This is a genomic window from Alteromonas confluentis (assembly GCF_001757105.1).
Taxonomy (GTDB): domain Bacteria; phylum Pseudomonadota; class Gammaproteobacteria; order Enterobacterales; family Alteromonadaceae; genus Alteromonas; species Alteromonas confluentis.
In genome coordinates, this window is record NZ_MDHN01000013.1 from 175,631 (window position 1) to 189,992 (window position 14,362).

The following is a 14,362-nucleotide window of genomic DNA, read 5'->3' on the forward strand; positions in this document are numbered from 1 at the left end:
ACGGGTTTGTGTGATATACCCAAAAATTATTTTTCGTTGTGGGTATAAACATAAGAATTTAGCAAAATGATCACTTTCGAATCATTTTGCTAAATCGATTCGATTTGTTCCATGCTATGGTAAACCCAGAGACATTGAAAGCGAAACCTATAAGACATGCTTCATCGACGATCGTTCAAAACTACGCTATTACTGGCATTTTTCAGTGTGTTGCTGAGTGCCTGTTCAGTACCGGAAACCGAGCCGGAGGAGCGCTGGCTGCACGCTGAAGATGGTGCCTATGCCGCCGACATTTCACCAAACGGTGAATACAGCGTGGTGTCCGGTGTCGATAATGGCATTAATGTATGGCACAACAAAGACAACAAACTGCTTTTTCACTGGCAACATCAAAGTGAAGGCAACAACCTGGTGCTTGCGATTCATATTTCTGCAGATAACAAGTTCGTAGTTACCTCAGACCGTGAGGCGTTTGCATTGTGGAGCATTGAAAGCGGTGAGCCTGTAGGATTTTGGCGGATCGACGAATCTACTATTCGTGATGTGGCCGTAACGAATAACGGAACGGGTATTCTTGTAGGCCGTTCCAACGGAAAGGTTATGTACTTCGAGCCAGAAACCGGTCGGCGTCTGGAATTTCTGGGGCATCAGGAGCGTATCAATTCCGTCGACATTTCGCCCAACGGCGAATATGCGCTAACCGGTGGCAATGACTATGTGGCTTATCTTTGGAGCACGCGCACGGGGCAAATTATTCACACATTCACTCACAGCAGTCGAATTTCCTCGGTAACGCTGGATGATGAGGGTCGTTTTGCCTTTACTGCAGACAGTAAGCAAGGCGCTAAGATCTGGAACGCACAAACAGGTGCACAGATGAGTAACCTGCAGTATATTGCGCGCCAGAAAATTTTTACCGATGCGGTTTTCTCTGCTGATGGTAAGTATTTACTTACTGGCTCACCCTCAAGAAATATTTATTTGTGGGATGTAAAAAATGGTGAGCAGGTGGATGAATGGAAGGTAGCTGCTAAAGAAGGCACCCGTCCTGCCACCGCCGTAGTGTATGCGGTGGGCTTCGTCGATAAGAAAACAATCCTTTCAGAAAGCAGTAGCGGCCTAGCAGAAATGTGGACAATAGAACATGAGTGAATCATTAACACTGGAACAAGCGATGGAAGCCATCGAAGAATTACAGACCAAGGTGTCGTTCCAGGAACATACTATCGACACCCTTAATGACGCCCTGACCGATCAACAGTATCAGATTGAAAAACTGCAGGTGCAAATGCGATTTGTGATGGAAAAAGTGAAAGGTTTTGAGCCATCAAACATTGCCAAGCTCACTGAAGAAACACCGCCGCCGCACTACTAAAACGGCGGTGCTATAAATAATCCGCCGACTCTTTTAGATATATCTGAAATTCTTGTCTACGCTTTAAAAATACACTTATTTAATTAGCTGACGAATCGATATTCATGGCAAGAAAGCTCAGAACCTCCCCTGCGGGAATTCCACAGCTCGTGCAGCGTACAGGGCGCACGGGTGTCATGCCTTTCAAAGACGATACCGATCGTCTGACCTATCTAGATTATCTCGGGCGTTATGCGAGCCGTTATCAGGTTGCCATGCACGCCTGGTGTGCGGCGAAAGAAAGTATTTCATTTCTTTGCACGCCATCTACTGGCGATGGCATTTCTCATATGCTTCAGGCTACCGGTCGTTTGTACGCGCAATACTACCATCAGCGATATGGCACAAAAGGCACCATTTGGCGTGATCGTTATAAATCAGCATTAGTACTCGACGATGAATTACTCATTGAAGTGTATCGCTACATCGAACAGCAACCCGTTCGTGAGGCGTTATGTGACAATCCTGAACAGTACGCCTGGTCGAGTGTGGTGAGTAACGCATTGGGCATTCCCAGTGTGATGTTAACGGCTCATGCCGCTTATGAACGCACGGCAAATACGCCGGAAGCGCGACGTACGATGCACCTTGAACGTTTACAGGACATTGATGAGGACATGGATGCCGACATAGCCAAGTCGCTTAAAATGGGCTTGGCGATGGGCGATCCGGGCTTTATAAAACGCATTGAAAAAGTCACCGGTCGGCGATTGACGGAAGGCAAACGTGGACGACCGCGCAAAGTCGACTCTACGGCCCATCAACATCCTTGATCATGGTGTCTCGTTGCCCGGAGGCTCTGATTCCCGGGCATCGTTGTTTTGTTCGTTTTTCTCACTTTCCTCATTTGCCTGTTCAGCATCGCGCCATTCAACACTGTTTTCCAGGTCGCCCTGAATAGCCTGCACAAACGCGTTCTTCAAAATGCCAACGATGGTCGTAAATATTGGCGTTTCCACATTGTTAAGTGAACCAGAAATAGGGATGCGAGTGGCGATTTGATCTTCACTCTGGTTTTCGAACAACTCGGCAATAAAGCCAGATAATGCCTCGGCGATACTACGGAAAAAGCCGTCATCATCCCGCTCTACATCGCCTTTCCATGAGAACACCTCCACATGCCGCAGTACGGGCTTGGCGTAGCCAGATATCTCACCGTCATCGCTTGCCAATTCTAGAGCGAGTTCTAGCGTACCCGCTTCCAGATCAAAGGGCGCGTAGGTATCTAGAAAACTCTTGAAGTTGACGAGGGCGACATCGTTAGCCTGAAAATTAATGTCAAAAGTCGGCTGTTTAGTGGCTGGATTCAGTGAACCGGAAAGCGTCATCGTACCCTGCTCTTCAGCGCTGCCCGACGCCTGCACTGTGGCGATGAGGTTTTTAGATAAGTCGCGACTGTTTACCAGGTTCTTTGCGATTGCATTGATGTCGTGAAGCTGGACATGAATAGCCGGCGTGGCGTCAGGATTAAAGAAATTCACCGAGCCGTTGCGTATTTCGAAACGGTCGACTTTTAAAGGTACGAGTTGATCAGCTAAGTAGAGCCAGTTTTCATCTTCCCCGGATTGACTCGCGGCCTCGCTGCCACCATCTACAAAATTCAGTTCAGGTTGAGAAAGGTAAACTTGCGCGACCACAGATTTATTAAAAAGCGCAGACCACAGCAAGCTAAACTCCACGCGTTTCGCTTCAAAGAACGGCTGTTCTACTTCACCCGTGCGCTTGAGAATAACCACATTATCGAGGCTGTAAGCGCCTCGCCAAAGCATTAAGTCTACGTCGCCCACGCTACCGGTAAATTGCTCGCCTTCGTCCAGTACGTCGTTTATGTACCACTGGGCTGCGAATGGCAGGCTTAATCGAACGGCAACAAGCACACAGGCGATGACAGCCAAACATTTGAAAGCTCGACGAGATTTACGGGAAGCCATAATGTATTGCTCACCTCTGTTGGGAAAAATAAACAAAGGCTTCAATTGCTATGCCAGCGTGGATTTAATGGTAAAAGATGCAGAGTGGCAGTGATAACTATATGAAAGGTAAGTCAGAAACTTACATTCATGGGGCGCGAGTGAAGAATGATTTGCAGCCAGTTATTGGCTGCAATCTACAGGCTTTACCCACAAGGCAGGTAAATCTGACAAATTATTGGGGCTTGAAAACACCGATAACATTTTCGTCGGCGCGGGTTTTAGCTTCCACTTTTTCGTCAGTTTGCGATTGGGTGTAACCACATTTCACGCATTCCAGTTTTTCCACGTTATTTTCAAAAAACAACATGATGGAATCAAGGGCCTGACATTTCGGACAGGTAGCACCGGCAATAAATCGTTTTTTCTTTCTCTCAGCCATGGAGACTCCGTAAAATTTTTCGCTGCAAACGGGTTGCTGATTTTATCCTCTGGATTATGGTCATGAACATGTGAAACGCAAGCCATTATCAGGGGAGTTTGCTATCATACGCCGCTTAACGCGGAGGACAACTGCACAGGCATGATTACTTTATCTGACGTAACCCTGATGCGTGGTAGCAAGGTGCTATTAGAACACGCCAGCACACAAATTTTTCCAGGCCACAAAACGGCCCTGATTGGTAGCAACGGTTGTGGTAAATCTACCCTGTTTGCTCTGCTTCGGGGCGAATTGTCTATCGATGCCGGCGACTGTCAGGTTCCCGCACATTGGCGCATTGTTAGCGTGGCGCAGGAAACGCCGGCTGTCGACCGCAGTGCTATTGACTATGTTATCGATGGAGACAAACTTCTCCGTGATTGTCAGGCAAAACTGGCCGATGCCGAAGCCCGTCACGACGGTGAAGCAATGGGGCAGCTACATGGTCAGCTAGAACAAGCTGGCGCCTACGACGTAGAAGCAAGAGCGGCGACCATTCTGGCTGGACTGGGGTTTACTACAGCACAGCTTACTGCGCCGGTGACCGATTTCTCTGGTGGCTGGCGAATGCGTTTGAACCTGGCTCAGGCTCTGTTGTGCCCCTCCGATCTCTTACTTTTAGATGAACCAACAAACCACCTCGACTTAGATGCGGTTATCTGGTTGGAAAAATGGCTGCAACGCTATTCCGGCACACTTATTCTTATTAGTCACGATAAAGCCTTTATCGATAATACCGTGGCGCAAATTGTTAGCGTTGAACAGCAGCAACTTATCGCCTATACCGGTAATTATTCGTCTTACGAAAAACAGCGGGCTGAGCGTTTACGTTTGCAGAACATTGAATACCAGAAGCAGCAGGACAAAATTGCTCATCTGGAGTCATTTATCACCCGCTTTAAGGCGAAAGCCAGTAAAGCTAAACAGGCACAAAGCCGTATTAAACAGCTTGAGCGTATGGAGCAGATATTGCCTGCACACGCTGCCAGCGCCTTCAATTTTGAATTTGCGGAGCCTACCGGTCTGCCGAATCCGCTTATTCAGATGCGCGATATCAAATTGGGCTATGGTGAAAAAGTTATCCTCAATAATGTGAAGCTGAATCTGGTGCCCGGTAGTCGTATTGGTTTGCTGGGGCGCAATGGTCAGGGTAAATCAACACTGATCAAGTTGCTGGCTTGCGTGCACGACCCGATGCAGGGCGATTTCACCACCGCCAAAGGTCTTAACGTGGGTTATTTTGCCCAGCATCAGTTGGAAACGCTGGACCCGAAAGCTTCAGCCATCCTGCACCTGCAACGATTAGATAAGCAGGCCACAGAGCAGCAACTGCGTGATTATTTGGGCGGTTTTGGCTTTCACGGTGATCAGGCACTTGAGCCGGTTGCCCCCATGTCGGGTGGTGAGAAAGCACGACTGGTGTTAGCGCTGATTGTGTATCAAAAGCCCAATCTATTGCTGTTGGATGAACCTACCAACCACCTCGATTTAGAAATGCGTCATGCACTGAATATGGCCTTACAGGGCTTCGAAGGCGCAATGGTGCTGGTTTCGCATGATCGCTTCTTGTTATCGTCGGTTTGCGAAGACTTCTATCTGGTAGACAGTGGGCAGGTGGAGCCATTCAATGGCGATCTCGATGACTATCGTACCTGGATCTTAGCTCAGCAGAGCGAGGCCAAAGCGGCAGCGCCCAAAGACGATAGACCTAAAGTAGATCGCAAGGCTGAAAAGCGTCGCGAGGCCGAGTTCCGTAATTCCGTTGCGCCGATTAAGAAGGCCATTGAAAAACATGAAAAAGCGATGGAGAAAACCTCGACCGCATTGGCGCAAGTCGAAGAATCTCTGGGCGATACCTCAATTTACGAAGAACAGAATAAGGCAAAGCTGATGGCGCTTCTCGATGAGCAGACGACGCTGAAGCAAGCAATGGAAGAGCACGAGATGGCCTGGCTGGATGCGCAGGAAACCATGGAAGCAGCAAGGGCGAATTATGAATCTGAATGCTGATACATTCTGGCAGTACAGCCTGGAGATATACGGTCGCGACGGCGTAAGTGAACAAGCGTTGTTGTTGCAAGATGAGTTTCAGGTAAATGTGAACATGTTATTGCTGCTGTGCTGGTGCCTTGATAACGGCATGATCGTTACGCTGAATCAGTGGCAGGTGCTGCATGCCGCTATTGCTGATACCGACACGCAACTGGCTAGTCATCGTGGCAAGCGGCGGGATGCGAAAGCGGCAAGTCCGTTTAATCAGAAAGCTTATGAAGCCCTTAAGCAGGAAGAACTGGCCATTGAAATGCAGCAGCAGGAAGCACTTACTACCATGTTTAACCGCCTTACTGTGGAATCTGTGCCGGTAAAGGGCGTAAATGGCAGTGTGGCGGGTTTTGTGAACTTGTTTAAGCTTCGCCAACAACCTGCAGCAGTAAAGCGCATCACCGCCGTTATTCAGTCGTTGCAGGCCGGGCAGTAAACACGGTGATCAAACAACCTGACAGTGGTCATGGCATTGTACGTCGCAGTGATTTCACCCCGGCTCGTTGGGCGCGCAATCGTCATGTACAGACTATTTGGCCACGTTTCTTTCAAAAACGCTTACCGTTGTCGGTTAAATGGGAACGTATTGCCACTCCTGATGATGACTTTCTCGATCTTGCTTGGGGACCACAACCTTTTTCTTTGAAAGGTGTCGTCGTTATGTTTCATGGTTTAGAAGGCAGCATACGATCGCACTATGCTAACGACATGATGGCCGTGCTCAGTCAGCAGGGCTGGCAGTGCGTCATGATGCATTTTCGCAGTTGCAGTGGCGAAATTAACCGTCAGCCCAGAGCGTATCATTCTGGCGAAACCAGCGACCCGGTATATTTTCTCGACTGGCTGGAAAAGCGCTTTCCTCAACTGCCTAAAGTCGGCATTGGCTTTTCATTGGGCGGCAATATGCTGCTTAAGCTACTTGGCGAAAACCCCGCACAGAAATGGCTGCAAGCCGCTATTGCGGTGTCTGCGCCAATGAAACTGGCCGATTGCAGCCAAAGTATCGCCACCGGCTTCTCCCGTGTTTATCAAAATTATTTGCTAAAAAGTATGAAGTCCACGCTGATTAAGAAAATGCAGCGTATGGACTACCGGGGCCTGATAAACGTATCGGTTGAGCAGGCATCCCAGTTATCTTCGTTCCAGGAGTTCGACGAAAAAGTCACTGCACCCCTGCACGGTTTTGCTGATGCGACTGACTACTATGAAAAATGTAGTGCACTGCCGTTTCTTGGTGCCATCCAGTGCCCAACCCTTATTCTTCATAGCCTGGATGACCCGTTTATGAGTCCGTCCGTGGTGCCGGATGCCAGCGATTTGGCACGAGCCGTAACCCTTGAACTCAGTGACTTTGGTGGTCACGTGGGATTTATGCAAGGTGGTCTGTTAAAGCCCACAGTGTGGTTACAACAACGCGCTGCCGAGTGGTTCCGCCAATATCTGCCAACACATTGAGGTAAGAATGATTATTCCCATCACCGAGCTAGCCCCAGACACGCTCCGCAATATTGCTGAGTCTTTCGTACTGCGCGAAGGCACCGACTACGGCGAAGTAGAAGCCTCCTTTGATGAAAAAGTTGATCAGGTTTTACACTCCCTGAAAAACGGTGAAGCGGTATTGGTGTACTCAGAACTGCATGACTCGGTAAATATTCGCCCTAAAGATGAATACCAGGCTGGTGAAGAGGAATCGTTTTAAAAAAGCCCAGCCAGATGGGTTGGGCATCTGAGCCAGGCTTTGACCTATCGGGTCTACTTCAAAATTGAAGGGATTTTAGAAAGTGTAACGCGCGTTTAGCTGGGTGATATCAAGATCGTCAATCTTCTCGAAGCTAGCGCCCACGGCCCAGCGTGGTGTGAAGTAATAGTTCGCGCCTACTTTTACTGTTACATCGCCGGTGTCCACATCGTAGTAACCAATTTGGCCCAATAACTCGACTTGTTCGGTAACCATGGAACGCAAACCAGCGTGTACGCTGTAGCCATTCTCATCATAGTTTTCCAGATCTACTCGCTCGAAGTTCGCGCCGAAATAGGCATCGGTGGATGAATCCAGTGGCATGCGGTAACCCAGCCCCACCGTTGTCATATCCAGATCGGTGCCATTGTCGTCTAACATTTTGTGCTCACCGGTAACGTAAATATTGTTTTCGAGCAGGTAAACCCCGCCCACATCTACGCCGTCAAAATCGCCAGCACCCACATCTGCGTTGGTATAGCCACCTTCAACAAAGCGCCAGTTCGGTGATGCTGCCATTGCCGCTGAAGAAAGGCCAGAAAGAGCAACGACAGTCAGTAATGATTTGGTAAAACGCATAAAGAGACTCCTTATCTATGCTTGGAAGAAAATCATTTAACTGCGACTGAAGAGCAATCATCTTGCCATTTCGTATATCGGCAAAAGGATATTCTTACCATTCCTGTGTATAAGGCGCTGATTTTAAATAGCTAAATTTATTATCGTCTCATCTTCAATCAAACACTGAGAAGTTGTGCCTGTATACAAAAAAAACATGACTGAACAACTGTTATACAAAAAGTGTCGGTGGGTACAGACAGTTCTCCCTGATTTACTCACTGCCTTGTAATTGTTGCTGTTTGATAAACACTCACCGAATTGGTGTGAAATATTAAATTTCTGATTTGAAAGGAATAATTGTAATTTTAAGTGAGTTTTTAAGCTGGAACACCTCTTGCAAAACTCTGTGCAAGAAAAAAACAAATCGTAACGCACAGTTATCAAAATTTATCGGAGTCAGTAAATCATGCTGCCGCAATTACAGTTAGCCAATAACACGGAAATTACGACACCTTCACTGGCATCTTTGTGCTCTTTCTTTTCCATCAGCCCAGCCGTCATGCGCGCTTTTATTTACTGCATTTGTGTGGGCTTTAGCACGCTTAGTCTGGCAGACGAGGTATCTGATGAGAATCTACCTGCAGGCAAACCAATTCTGAATCGCGTTATTGATGCTGCACAGAAAAATGCCGGTCGCGATTATGTGGTCAATGACCATGGTCTGGCAGATGAACTTAAAAACATCGACTATGAAACCTATCGTCAAATTCGCTTTAACCCAGAAAAGGCATTGTGGGCAGGTGAAAACGACTACGAAGTACAGTTCTTCCACCCTGGCTTTCTGTATCAGCAGCCTGTCAGTGTGGTGACCATCGCGTCGGACAACAGTGAGAACCTGGTACCGTTCGAAAGCGATAATTTTATCTACGAAAAAAATGCCGAACCTCTGGCTGGCCTTACTGATGAAAAATCCGGTTATGCCGGATTTCGTCTTCATTACCCAATAAAAAATCAGAAATACAAAGACGAATTTGCTGTGTTTCTGGGGGCCTCCTATTTTCGTCTGGTAGGCAAAAATCAGGTTTACGGTATTTCCGCACGTGGCTTGGCAATTGATACGGCCATGCCTGAGGGTGAAGAGTTTCCTCACTTCACTAAATTTTGGTTGATAGAGCCTCAAGAAGGTCAGCCAATTAAGATTTATGCCCGTTTGGAAAGCCCTTCTGTTGCCGGGGCGTATAGCTTTGAAATTATGCCAGGTACTGACACCACCATGAAGGTGAAAAGCTGGATCTTCGCCCGTGAAGACGTTGATAAGCTCGGTGTCGCTCCCTTTACCAGCATGTTTTTGTACGGTGAAAACTCACAAATCCGTCGCGATGATTATCGCCCGGAAGTGCACGACAGTGACGGCGTACAAATGCTAAATAGTAAGGGAGAATTGATTTGGCGTCCGCTTACCAACCCAACTAAATTGCAGATTACATCTCTGAGTGACATTTCCCCCAAAGGCTTTGGCATGCTGCAGCGAGATACCGATTTTTCTAACTACCTGGATGCTGAAGCGAATTATCACCTTCGTCCGAGTCTGTGGGTAACACCTAAGGCTGGCTTCAATGAGGGTAAGCTGGAAATTGTTGAAATTCCTACCGATTCTGAAGTGCACGATAATATTGTGGCTTACTGGGTGCCCGTTGAACCTTTCCTCGCTGGCCAAAGTCGTTATTTCGAATATGAACTGAAAACGGTTGAGAAAAAGCCAATGCGTTACGGCGTTGCAACCGTAGAAAGAACCCGTCAGGGGATCAGTACCTTACCCGGATTCGAGACCACTGAAGAGCGTAATGTTCGCCGCTTTGTTGTGGACTTCAAAGTGCCAAAAGGCATGAACCTCAAACCTGACGACGTAAATCTAATTCTCGACGCCACCAATGCCAGCGTTGATCAGGCCCGTGTTTATGAAGTGGATGGTGGTAAAAGCCTTCGTGTGACGTTCCTGGTGATCCCTGAAGGCGAAGCCGTAGTGGATATGCGGATGTTTCTGAATCACAACGAAACACAAATGAGTGAAATATGGAGCTATGTGTATGAGCCAATCCAACAGTAAGGCTGATAACGCGATAGCCGAAAAGGATGTCGCCAAAGCAAGTAAATTGAACGTACGAGGTCGCCGCTGGCGACTTCTGTTAATGGGATTCCTGACTATCGTTTCTACGGCCCTCACCGGCTATAGCATGTTCGAGATTTTCCGCCCTAATCGATTCACTGAACTTGAAATGGTGCAGTTAGGCTTGGCAATGGTGTTGTTTTTATGGCTCACCTGGTCATTCTGGACATCAGTAATTGGTTTCTTACTAAAGCTATTCCACATCGACCCCATATCATTGCGCCGCGAGCTTCCTACCGCCGATGTGAACACGCCGATTACTCAACGTCACGCCATTGTGATGCCGGTTTACAACGAAGATACCGATCGCATTATCGTAGGTTTTGAAGCTTGCGTGAACGCGATCCTTAACACCGAATACGCTGATAACTACGATTTCTACATGCTTAGCGATACGCAGGATGAGGCAAAAGCAGAAGCTGAACTTAGAGCCTGGAAGCGTTTAGTGGATCGTCTAGGTGAACATGGCGATAAAGTTTTTTATCGTCGCCGTGAAGATAATTGGGGTCGCAAGGTCGGTAATATTCACGATTTCTGCGTACGCTGGGGTGGGCAGTATGAGTCTATGCTGGTGCTTGATGCCGACAGCGTCATGTCTGCTCACCGGGTGTTGGATATGACACGCCGCATTGAGGCGAATCCCGAAGCTGCGCTTATCCAAACCATTCCGATGCCGGTGCGTCAGGATACATTTTTTGGTCGCTTCGTGCAGTTTGCTGCTCATCTTTACAGCCCTATGCTGGCCACGGGTCTTTCGTTCTGGCAGACCGACAGTGCCAATTACTGGGGCCATAACGCCATTATCCGGGTGAAGCCGTTTATGCAGCATTGTGGATTGCCTACACTGGAAGGCAGAGCGCCATTTGGTGGCGATATTCTAAGCCATGACTTTGTGGAAGCTGCGTTGCTACGACGTGCGGGTTGGGAGTGCTATCTCATCACAGACACCGACGGTTCCTACGAAGAGGTGCCAGGCAATATGGTGGACTACGCTATTCGCGACCGCCGCTGGGTACAGGGGAATATCCAGCATCTCGGGCTGCTGCGCACCAACGGCTTGAAAACTACCAATCGCCTCCACTTCGGCTTTGGCGCCTTTGCCTATATGTCTTCACTGTTGCTGTTCATGATGCTGATGGCGGGAACGGCAGATGCATTGGTAAAAGCGCTGGTGGACCCAGTGTACTTCACTTCCGATCACCAATTGTTTCCTGATTGGCAGATTGCCCGTGAAGGACTCATGATTGCTACCCTGTGGGGCACTATTGCACTTCTGTTCGCGCCGAAAGCCCTGGGGCTGATCCTGGCTCTTATCCAACGCAGAAAAGATTTTGGGGGTGCCTTCAAGCTGATTTTCGGTGGCCTTGTGGAATTGTTCATGGCCGTACTTATTGCGCCTATGATGATGTTCTATCACAGCTACTTTGTGATTAGTGTGCTTATTGGCCATCAGGTTAAGTGGGAAGCGCAGACCCGGGAAGGCCGGATGGTGCCGTGGAAAGTGGCAATGTCGAAAGCCGCAACCATGACGGTACTGGCATTAATTTGGGGCGGTGCTACTTTTTATTACACGCCTTCGCTATTCCTTTGGTTACTGCCAGTGCTCACCGGCATGGTGTTCGCTGCGCCAATCATTCGCCTTACCAGTAGCCCGGGGTTTGGCCGTGCTTGCCGCAAAGCAGGCGTATTTGTGATTCAGGAGGAGTTACGTGAAGCCCCCGTGCTGGTTGAAGTACGTGAACATATGGCAACGTTTAATTTGAGTGAGCTAGAAGGCTACGCGCCAGAACAGCCTGGGTTGCCAGAAGATGTGCCTCATAGCATGGTAGTACAGGATTTGTCGGCTCCACCATTACCAAAACGCGCCGATGAGGTTGCGCTTAATGCAGCCAGTGAATTGAATACCAACGACAGAAACGCGGCCTAAACGCTTAATTTAAAGCCACAGTCGCAGATAAAAAAATGGCTCATCATTTGATGAGCCATTTTTATTTATCACCAAAGGCTCAGACTATTCCGTAAACGTTACCGCAAAAGTAACAGGTACTGCTGCGGTGATGCTGCTAAGTTTAGCAACGTCCTGCAAGGCTTTAACGCCACCATCTAATTTGAAATCTGCTGCACTGACGATGGTCGGTGCCGTGGTTGCCACGGTGATTTCATCATCAGAAACTTTGCTTACTAGCACGCTGAAAGTCGCCGGGGCGGTAACCCCATGAAGGCTCAGTTCACCTTCCACTTTACCGGTCGTGCTTTCACCCGCGCTGAGTTTCATTAATTCAGCCGGTACCGTTGCAGTGAATGTAGCCGAAGGGTACTTACCACTTTCAAACAACATTTCCTGCATGCGGGTATTACGCAGAGGAATATTGGTGTTTACGCTGCTAAGTGGTACTTCAACCGTTAACTTTCCAGCGTCGCTTAAACTTCCCTCCAGCTTGTCGAAGCTGTGAACTTCGGTCACCTGGGCATTCTTGGTTGATAGAAAGTTCAGGCTGGAACCTTCGCTGTCCAGAGTCCATGCCGCAGATGCTGGCAGTGCAATGCACGCTGATAACGCCAGCAACGTTCTCTTCATCATTCCTTCGCTCCTTTGTCGTATTGTACGATGTCGTTCCAAGGCACACGCTGGTCGCCAAGTACTACGAAATCTGGGTTTTCCAGCGTGTTACGCTGGTTGTATGTGAGTGGTTCAAAGTTTGCGGCAAGAATACTACCGCCAGCTTCAGACACGATACATTGCGATGCGCCTGTGTCCCACTCTCCGGTAATGCCGAGTCGCATGAATACGTCAGCTTTGCCTTCAGCAATAAAGCAGGCCTTTAGTGAGCAGCTGCCCAGCGGCAGAGTTTGATAAATCCGCTTTGCTGACATGCGAGAAAAGACTTTCTCTCTCGACTGACGGCGACTAATGGCGATCATCACTACGCTATCGTGAGGATCGTCTAGCTGGCGCACGTTAATCTGTTTATGCTCGTCTGGCGCTTCTTTAAAAGCACCATGGCCTTTAGAGGCGTAATACAGCGATTGTCCCGGAGGCCAGAATATGACACCAATAACCGGCTCATTGTTCTCGATAAGCGCGATATTTACGGCAAAATCACCACTACGGGCGATAAATTCCTGAGTACCGTCGATGGGGTCGATTAACCAATAACGATCCCAGGTTTTACGCTCTTCCAAACTGGCATGTTTGTTCTCTTCCGAGAGAATGGGAATATCGGGTGTAGCTTCAATCAGGCGTTTGTTAATGATGTCGTTAGCCAGGTAATCGGCACTGGTAACAGGCGATTCATCATCTTTGGTGTATTCATCGAAATCACCCTGATCGTAAACTTTTAACACGGCTTCGCCGGCTTCTACAGCGACTTTCTTTGCCAGTTCAACTAAGGCTTCTCGGGGATCGTTTGGCATGCGTTAGTGCTCCTCTAACCACTTCTGAGCTAAAAACAGGGCGGCGACACAACGGGCTTCGGTGAAGTCTTTTCGCGCGAGCAGTGCATTAGCCTGACTAACAGGCCATTCCACAACTTCAAGGGGCTCGGGTTCGTCGCCTTCCAGCGACTGCGGATACAGGTCGCGGGCAAGTACGATTGTCATTTCGGCATTAAAAAATGTCGGTGCCATACTCACGGTATGAATAACGTGTAAGTCGCGGGCAGCGTACCCGGCTTCTTCCTGTAGTTCGCGATTAGCCGCTTCCAGAGCGGTTTCTCCCGGATCGATCAATCCTTTTGGAAAACCCAGTTCGTAGGTATGTGTACCCGCGGCGTACTCTCGAATAAGTACCATGGTGTTTTCATCGAGCATGGGCACAATCATCACTGCGCCCCGGTTTCCGCCAGCCATTCGCTCAAACTGGCGTTCTTCGCCATTAGAGAATGTGAGATCCAGCCTTTCGACTTTAAACAACCGGCTACGGGCTACAATTTCCCGGTGTGTAATTTCTGGCAGTGTTTTGGCGGGATCAATTTTACTCATGTTTATCCGTTACAACTTTCGTTATGATGACAACCAATGATTAAGCTTAATGTATTTGAAGGAAAAT

The 14,362-nt window shown here is 48.4% G+C and carries 15 protein-coding genes; 9 read left to right on the forward strand and 6 right to left on the reverse strand.

The window, feature by feature from the left end; all coding sequences use genetic code 11:
- Window positions 1-156 precede the first annotated feature (156 nt).
- From BFC18_RS06495 to BFC18_RS06505, 3 genes are all read left to right on the forward strand, one after another.
- Window positions 157-1,152, forward strand: coding sequence for a WD40 repeat domain-containing protein (locus BFC18_RS06495; RefSeq protein WP_070124523.1), 996 nt, complete (start codon window positions 157-159; stop codon window positions 1,150-1,152).
- Window positions 1,145-1,375: a SlyX family protein gene (locus tag BFC18_RS06500; RefSeq protein ID WP_070124525.1), complete on the forward strand. Its 231-nt coding sequence runs from the start codon at window positions 1,145-1,147 to the stop codon at window positions 1,373-1,375. The genes BFC18_RS06495 and BFC18_RS06500 overlap by 8 nt, the downstream gene beginning before the upstream one ends.
- A gap of 104 nt (window positions 1,376-1,479) precedes the next feature.
- A complete protein-coding gene (locus BFC18_RS06505; RefSeq protein WP_070124527.1) occupies window positions 1,480-2,187 on the forward strand; it encodes a transposase in 708 nt (235 codons plus the stop codon).
- On the opposite strand, the gene BFC18_RS06510 is transcribed toward BFC18_RS06505, so the two are convergent.
- The gene (locus BFC18_RS06510; protein WP_070124529.1) at window positions 2,188-3,345 is read right to left on the reverse strand and encodes a DUF748 domain-containing protein; all 1,158 of its coding nucleotides are present in this window, start codon (window positions 3,343-3,345) and stop codon (window positions 2,188-2,190) included.
- A gap of 214 nt (window positions 3,346-3,559) precedes the next feature.
- Window positions 3,560-3,766 carry a YheV family putative zinc ribbon protein gene (locus BFC18_RS06515; protein WP_070124531.1) on the reverse strand — a complete coding sequence of 69 codons (207 nt, stop codon included), beginning with the start codon at window positions 3,764-3,766 and terminating at the stop codon, window positions 3,560-3,562.
- Between the two features lie 141 nt (window positions 3,767-3,907).
- Between BFC18_RS06515 and BFC18_RS06520 the strand changes: the two genes are divergently transcribed.
- From BFC18_RS06520 to BFC18_RS06535, 4 genes are read left to right on the forward strand one after another with little or no spacing between them, the layout of a single operon-like run.
- Window positions 3,908-5,815, forward strand: coding sequence for an ATP-binding cassette domain-containing protein (locus tag BFC18_RS06520; RefSeq protein WP_070124533.1), 1,908 nt, complete (start codon window positions 3,908-3,910; stop codon window positions 5,813-5,815).
- Window positions 5,799-6,284, forward strand: a complete 486-nt coding sequence (locus BFC18_RS06525) for a TIGR02444 family protein (RefSeq protein ID WP_070124534.1) — start codon at window positions 5,799-5,801, stop codon at window positions 6,282-6,284. The genes BFC18_RS06520 and BFC18_RS06525 overlap by 17 nt, the downstream gene beginning before the upstream one ends.
- 8 nt (window positions 6,285-6,292) lie before the next feature.
- The gene (locus tag BFC18_RS06530) at window positions 6,293-7,303 is read left to right on the forward strand and encodes a hydrolase (RefSeq protein ID WP_070124612.1); all 1,011 of its coding nucleotides are present in this window, start codon (window positions 6,293-6,295) and stop codon (window positions 7,301-7,303) included.
- Between the two features lie 7 nt (window positions 7,304-7,310).
- Window positions 7,311-7,547 carry a YheU family protein gene (locus tag BFC18_RS06535; RefSeq protein WP_070124536.1) on the forward strand — a complete coding sequence of 79 codons (237 nt, stop codon included), beginning with the start codon at window positions 7,311-7,313 and terminating at the stop codon, window positions 7,545-7,547.
- Between the two features lie 75 nt (window positions 7,548-7,622).
- Here BFC18_RS06535 and BFC18_RS06540 read toward each other — a convergent pair whose 3' ends face one another.
- Window positions 7,623-8,165, reverse strand: coding sequence for an outer membrane beta-barrel protein (locus BFC18_RS06540; protein WP_070124538.1), 543 nt, complete (start codon window positions 8,163-8,165; stop codon window positions 7,623-7,625).
- A 448-nt stretch (window positions 8,166-8,613) separates the two neighbouring features.
- Between BFC18_RS06540 and BFC18_RS06545 the strand changes: the two genes are divergently transcribed.
- Both BFC18_RS06545 and mdoH read left to right on the forward strand, forming a co-directional pair.
- The gene (locus tag BFC18_RS06545; protein WP_245680352.1) at window positions 8,614-10,254 is read left to right on the forward strand and encodes an OpgD/OpgG family glucan biosynthesis protein; all 1,641 of its coding nucleotides are present in this window, start codon (window positions 8,614-8,616) and stop codon (window positions 10,252-10,254) included.
- A complete protein-coding gene (gene mdoH / locus BFC18_RS06550; protein ID WP_070124541.1) occupies window positions 10,235-12,241 on the forward strand; it encodes a glucans biosynthesis glucosyltransferase MdoH in 2,007 nt (668 codons plus the stop codon). Before BFC18_RS06545 ends, mdoH begins: the two co-directional genes overlap by 20 nt.
- Before the next feature lie 84 nt (window positions 12,242-12,325).
- Here the strand turns inward: mdoH and BFC18_RS06555 are convergent, their stop codons facing one another.
- From BFC18_RS06555 to nudE, 3 genes are read right to left on the reverse strand one after another with little or no spacing between them, the layout of a single operon-like run.
- Complete coding sequence (locus BFC18_RS06555; RefSeq protein ID WP_070124543.1) at window positions 12,326-12,895, reverse strand: YceI family protein; 570 nt, start codon at window positions 12,893-12,895, stop codon at window positions 12,326-12,328.
- Entirely contained in the window at window positions 12,892-13,728 is an 837-nt protein-coding gene (gene cysQ, locus BFC18_RS06560) for a 3'(2'),5'-bisphosphate nucleotidase CysQ (RefSeq protein WP_070124545.1), read from the reverse strand. Before cysQ ends, BFC18_RS06555 begins: the two co-directional genes overlap by 4 nt.
- Before the next feature lie 3 nt (window positions 13,729-13,731).
- Window positions 13,732-14,295 (reverse strand): ADP compounds hydrolase NudE, encoded by a 564-nt coding sequence (nudE, locus tag BFC18_RS06565; protein ID WP_070124546.1) that lies wholly within the window; start codon window positions 14,293-14,295, stop codon window positions 13,732-13,734.
- Between the last annotated feature and the right edge of the window lie 67 nt (window positions 14,296-14,362).

What these genes read in the sequence shown, in the direction of transcription:
- BFC18_RS06495 (WP_070124523.1), top strand. Translation starts at nt 157, where the DNA reads ATGCTTCATCGACGATCGTTCAAAACTACGCTATTACTGGCATTTTTC.
- BFC18_RS06500 (WP_070124525.1), top strand. Translation starts at nt 1,145, where the DNA reads ATGAGTGAATCATTAACACTGGAACAAGCGATGGAAGCCATCGAAGAA.
- BFC18_RS06505 (WP_070124527.1), top strand. Translation starts at nt 1,480, where the DNA reads ATGGCAAGAAAGCTCAGAACCTCCCCTGCGGGAATTCCACAGCTCGTG.
- BFC18_RS06510 (WP_070124529.1), bottom strand. Translation starts at nt 3,345, where the DNA reads ATGGCTTCCCGTAAATCTCGTCGAGCTTTCAAATGTTTGGCTGTCATC.
- BFC18_RS06515 (WP_070124531.1), bottom strand. Translation starts at nt 3,766, where the DNA reads ATGGCTGAGAGAAAGAAAAAACGATTTATTGCCGGTGCTACCTGTCCG.
- BFC18_RS06520 (WP_070124533.1), top strand. Translation starts at nt 3,908, where the DNA reads ATGATTACTTTATCTGACGTAACCCTGATGCGTGGTAGCAAGGTGCTA.
- BFC18_RS06525 (WP_070124534.1), top strand. Translation starts at nt 5,799, where the DNA reads ATGAATCTGAATGCTGATACATTCTGGCAGTACAGCCTGGAGATATAC.
- BFC18_RS06535 (WP_070124536.1), top strand. Translation starts at nt 7,311, where the DNA reads ATGATTATTCCCATCACCGAGCTAGCCCCAGACACGCTCCGCAATATT.
- BFC18_RS06540 (WP_070124538.1), bottom strand. Translation starts at nt 8,165, where the DNA reads ATGCGTTTTACCAAATCATTACTGACTGTCGTTGCTCTTTCTGGCCTT.
- BFC18_RS06545 (WP_245680352.1), top strand. Translation starts at nt 8,614, where the DNA reads ATGCTGCCGCAATTACAGTTAGCCAATAACACGGAAATTACGACACCT.
- mdoH (WP_070124541.1), top strand. Translation starts at nt 10,235, where the DNA reads ATGAGCCAATCCAACAGTAAGGCTGATAACGCGATAGCCGAAAAGGAT.
- BFC18_RS06555 (WP_070124543.1), bottom strand. Translation starts at nt 12,895, where the DNA reads ATGATGAAGAGAACGTTGCTGGCGTTATCAGCGTGCATTGCACTGCCA.
- cysQ (WP_070124545.1), bottom strand. Translation starts at nt 13,728, where the DNA reads ATGCCAAACGATCCCCGAGAAGCCTTAGTTGAACTGGCAAAGAAAGTC.
- nudE (WP_070124546.1), bottom strand. Translation starts at nt 14,295, where the DNA reads ATGAGTAAAATTGATCCCGCCAAAACACTGCCAGAAATTACACACCGG.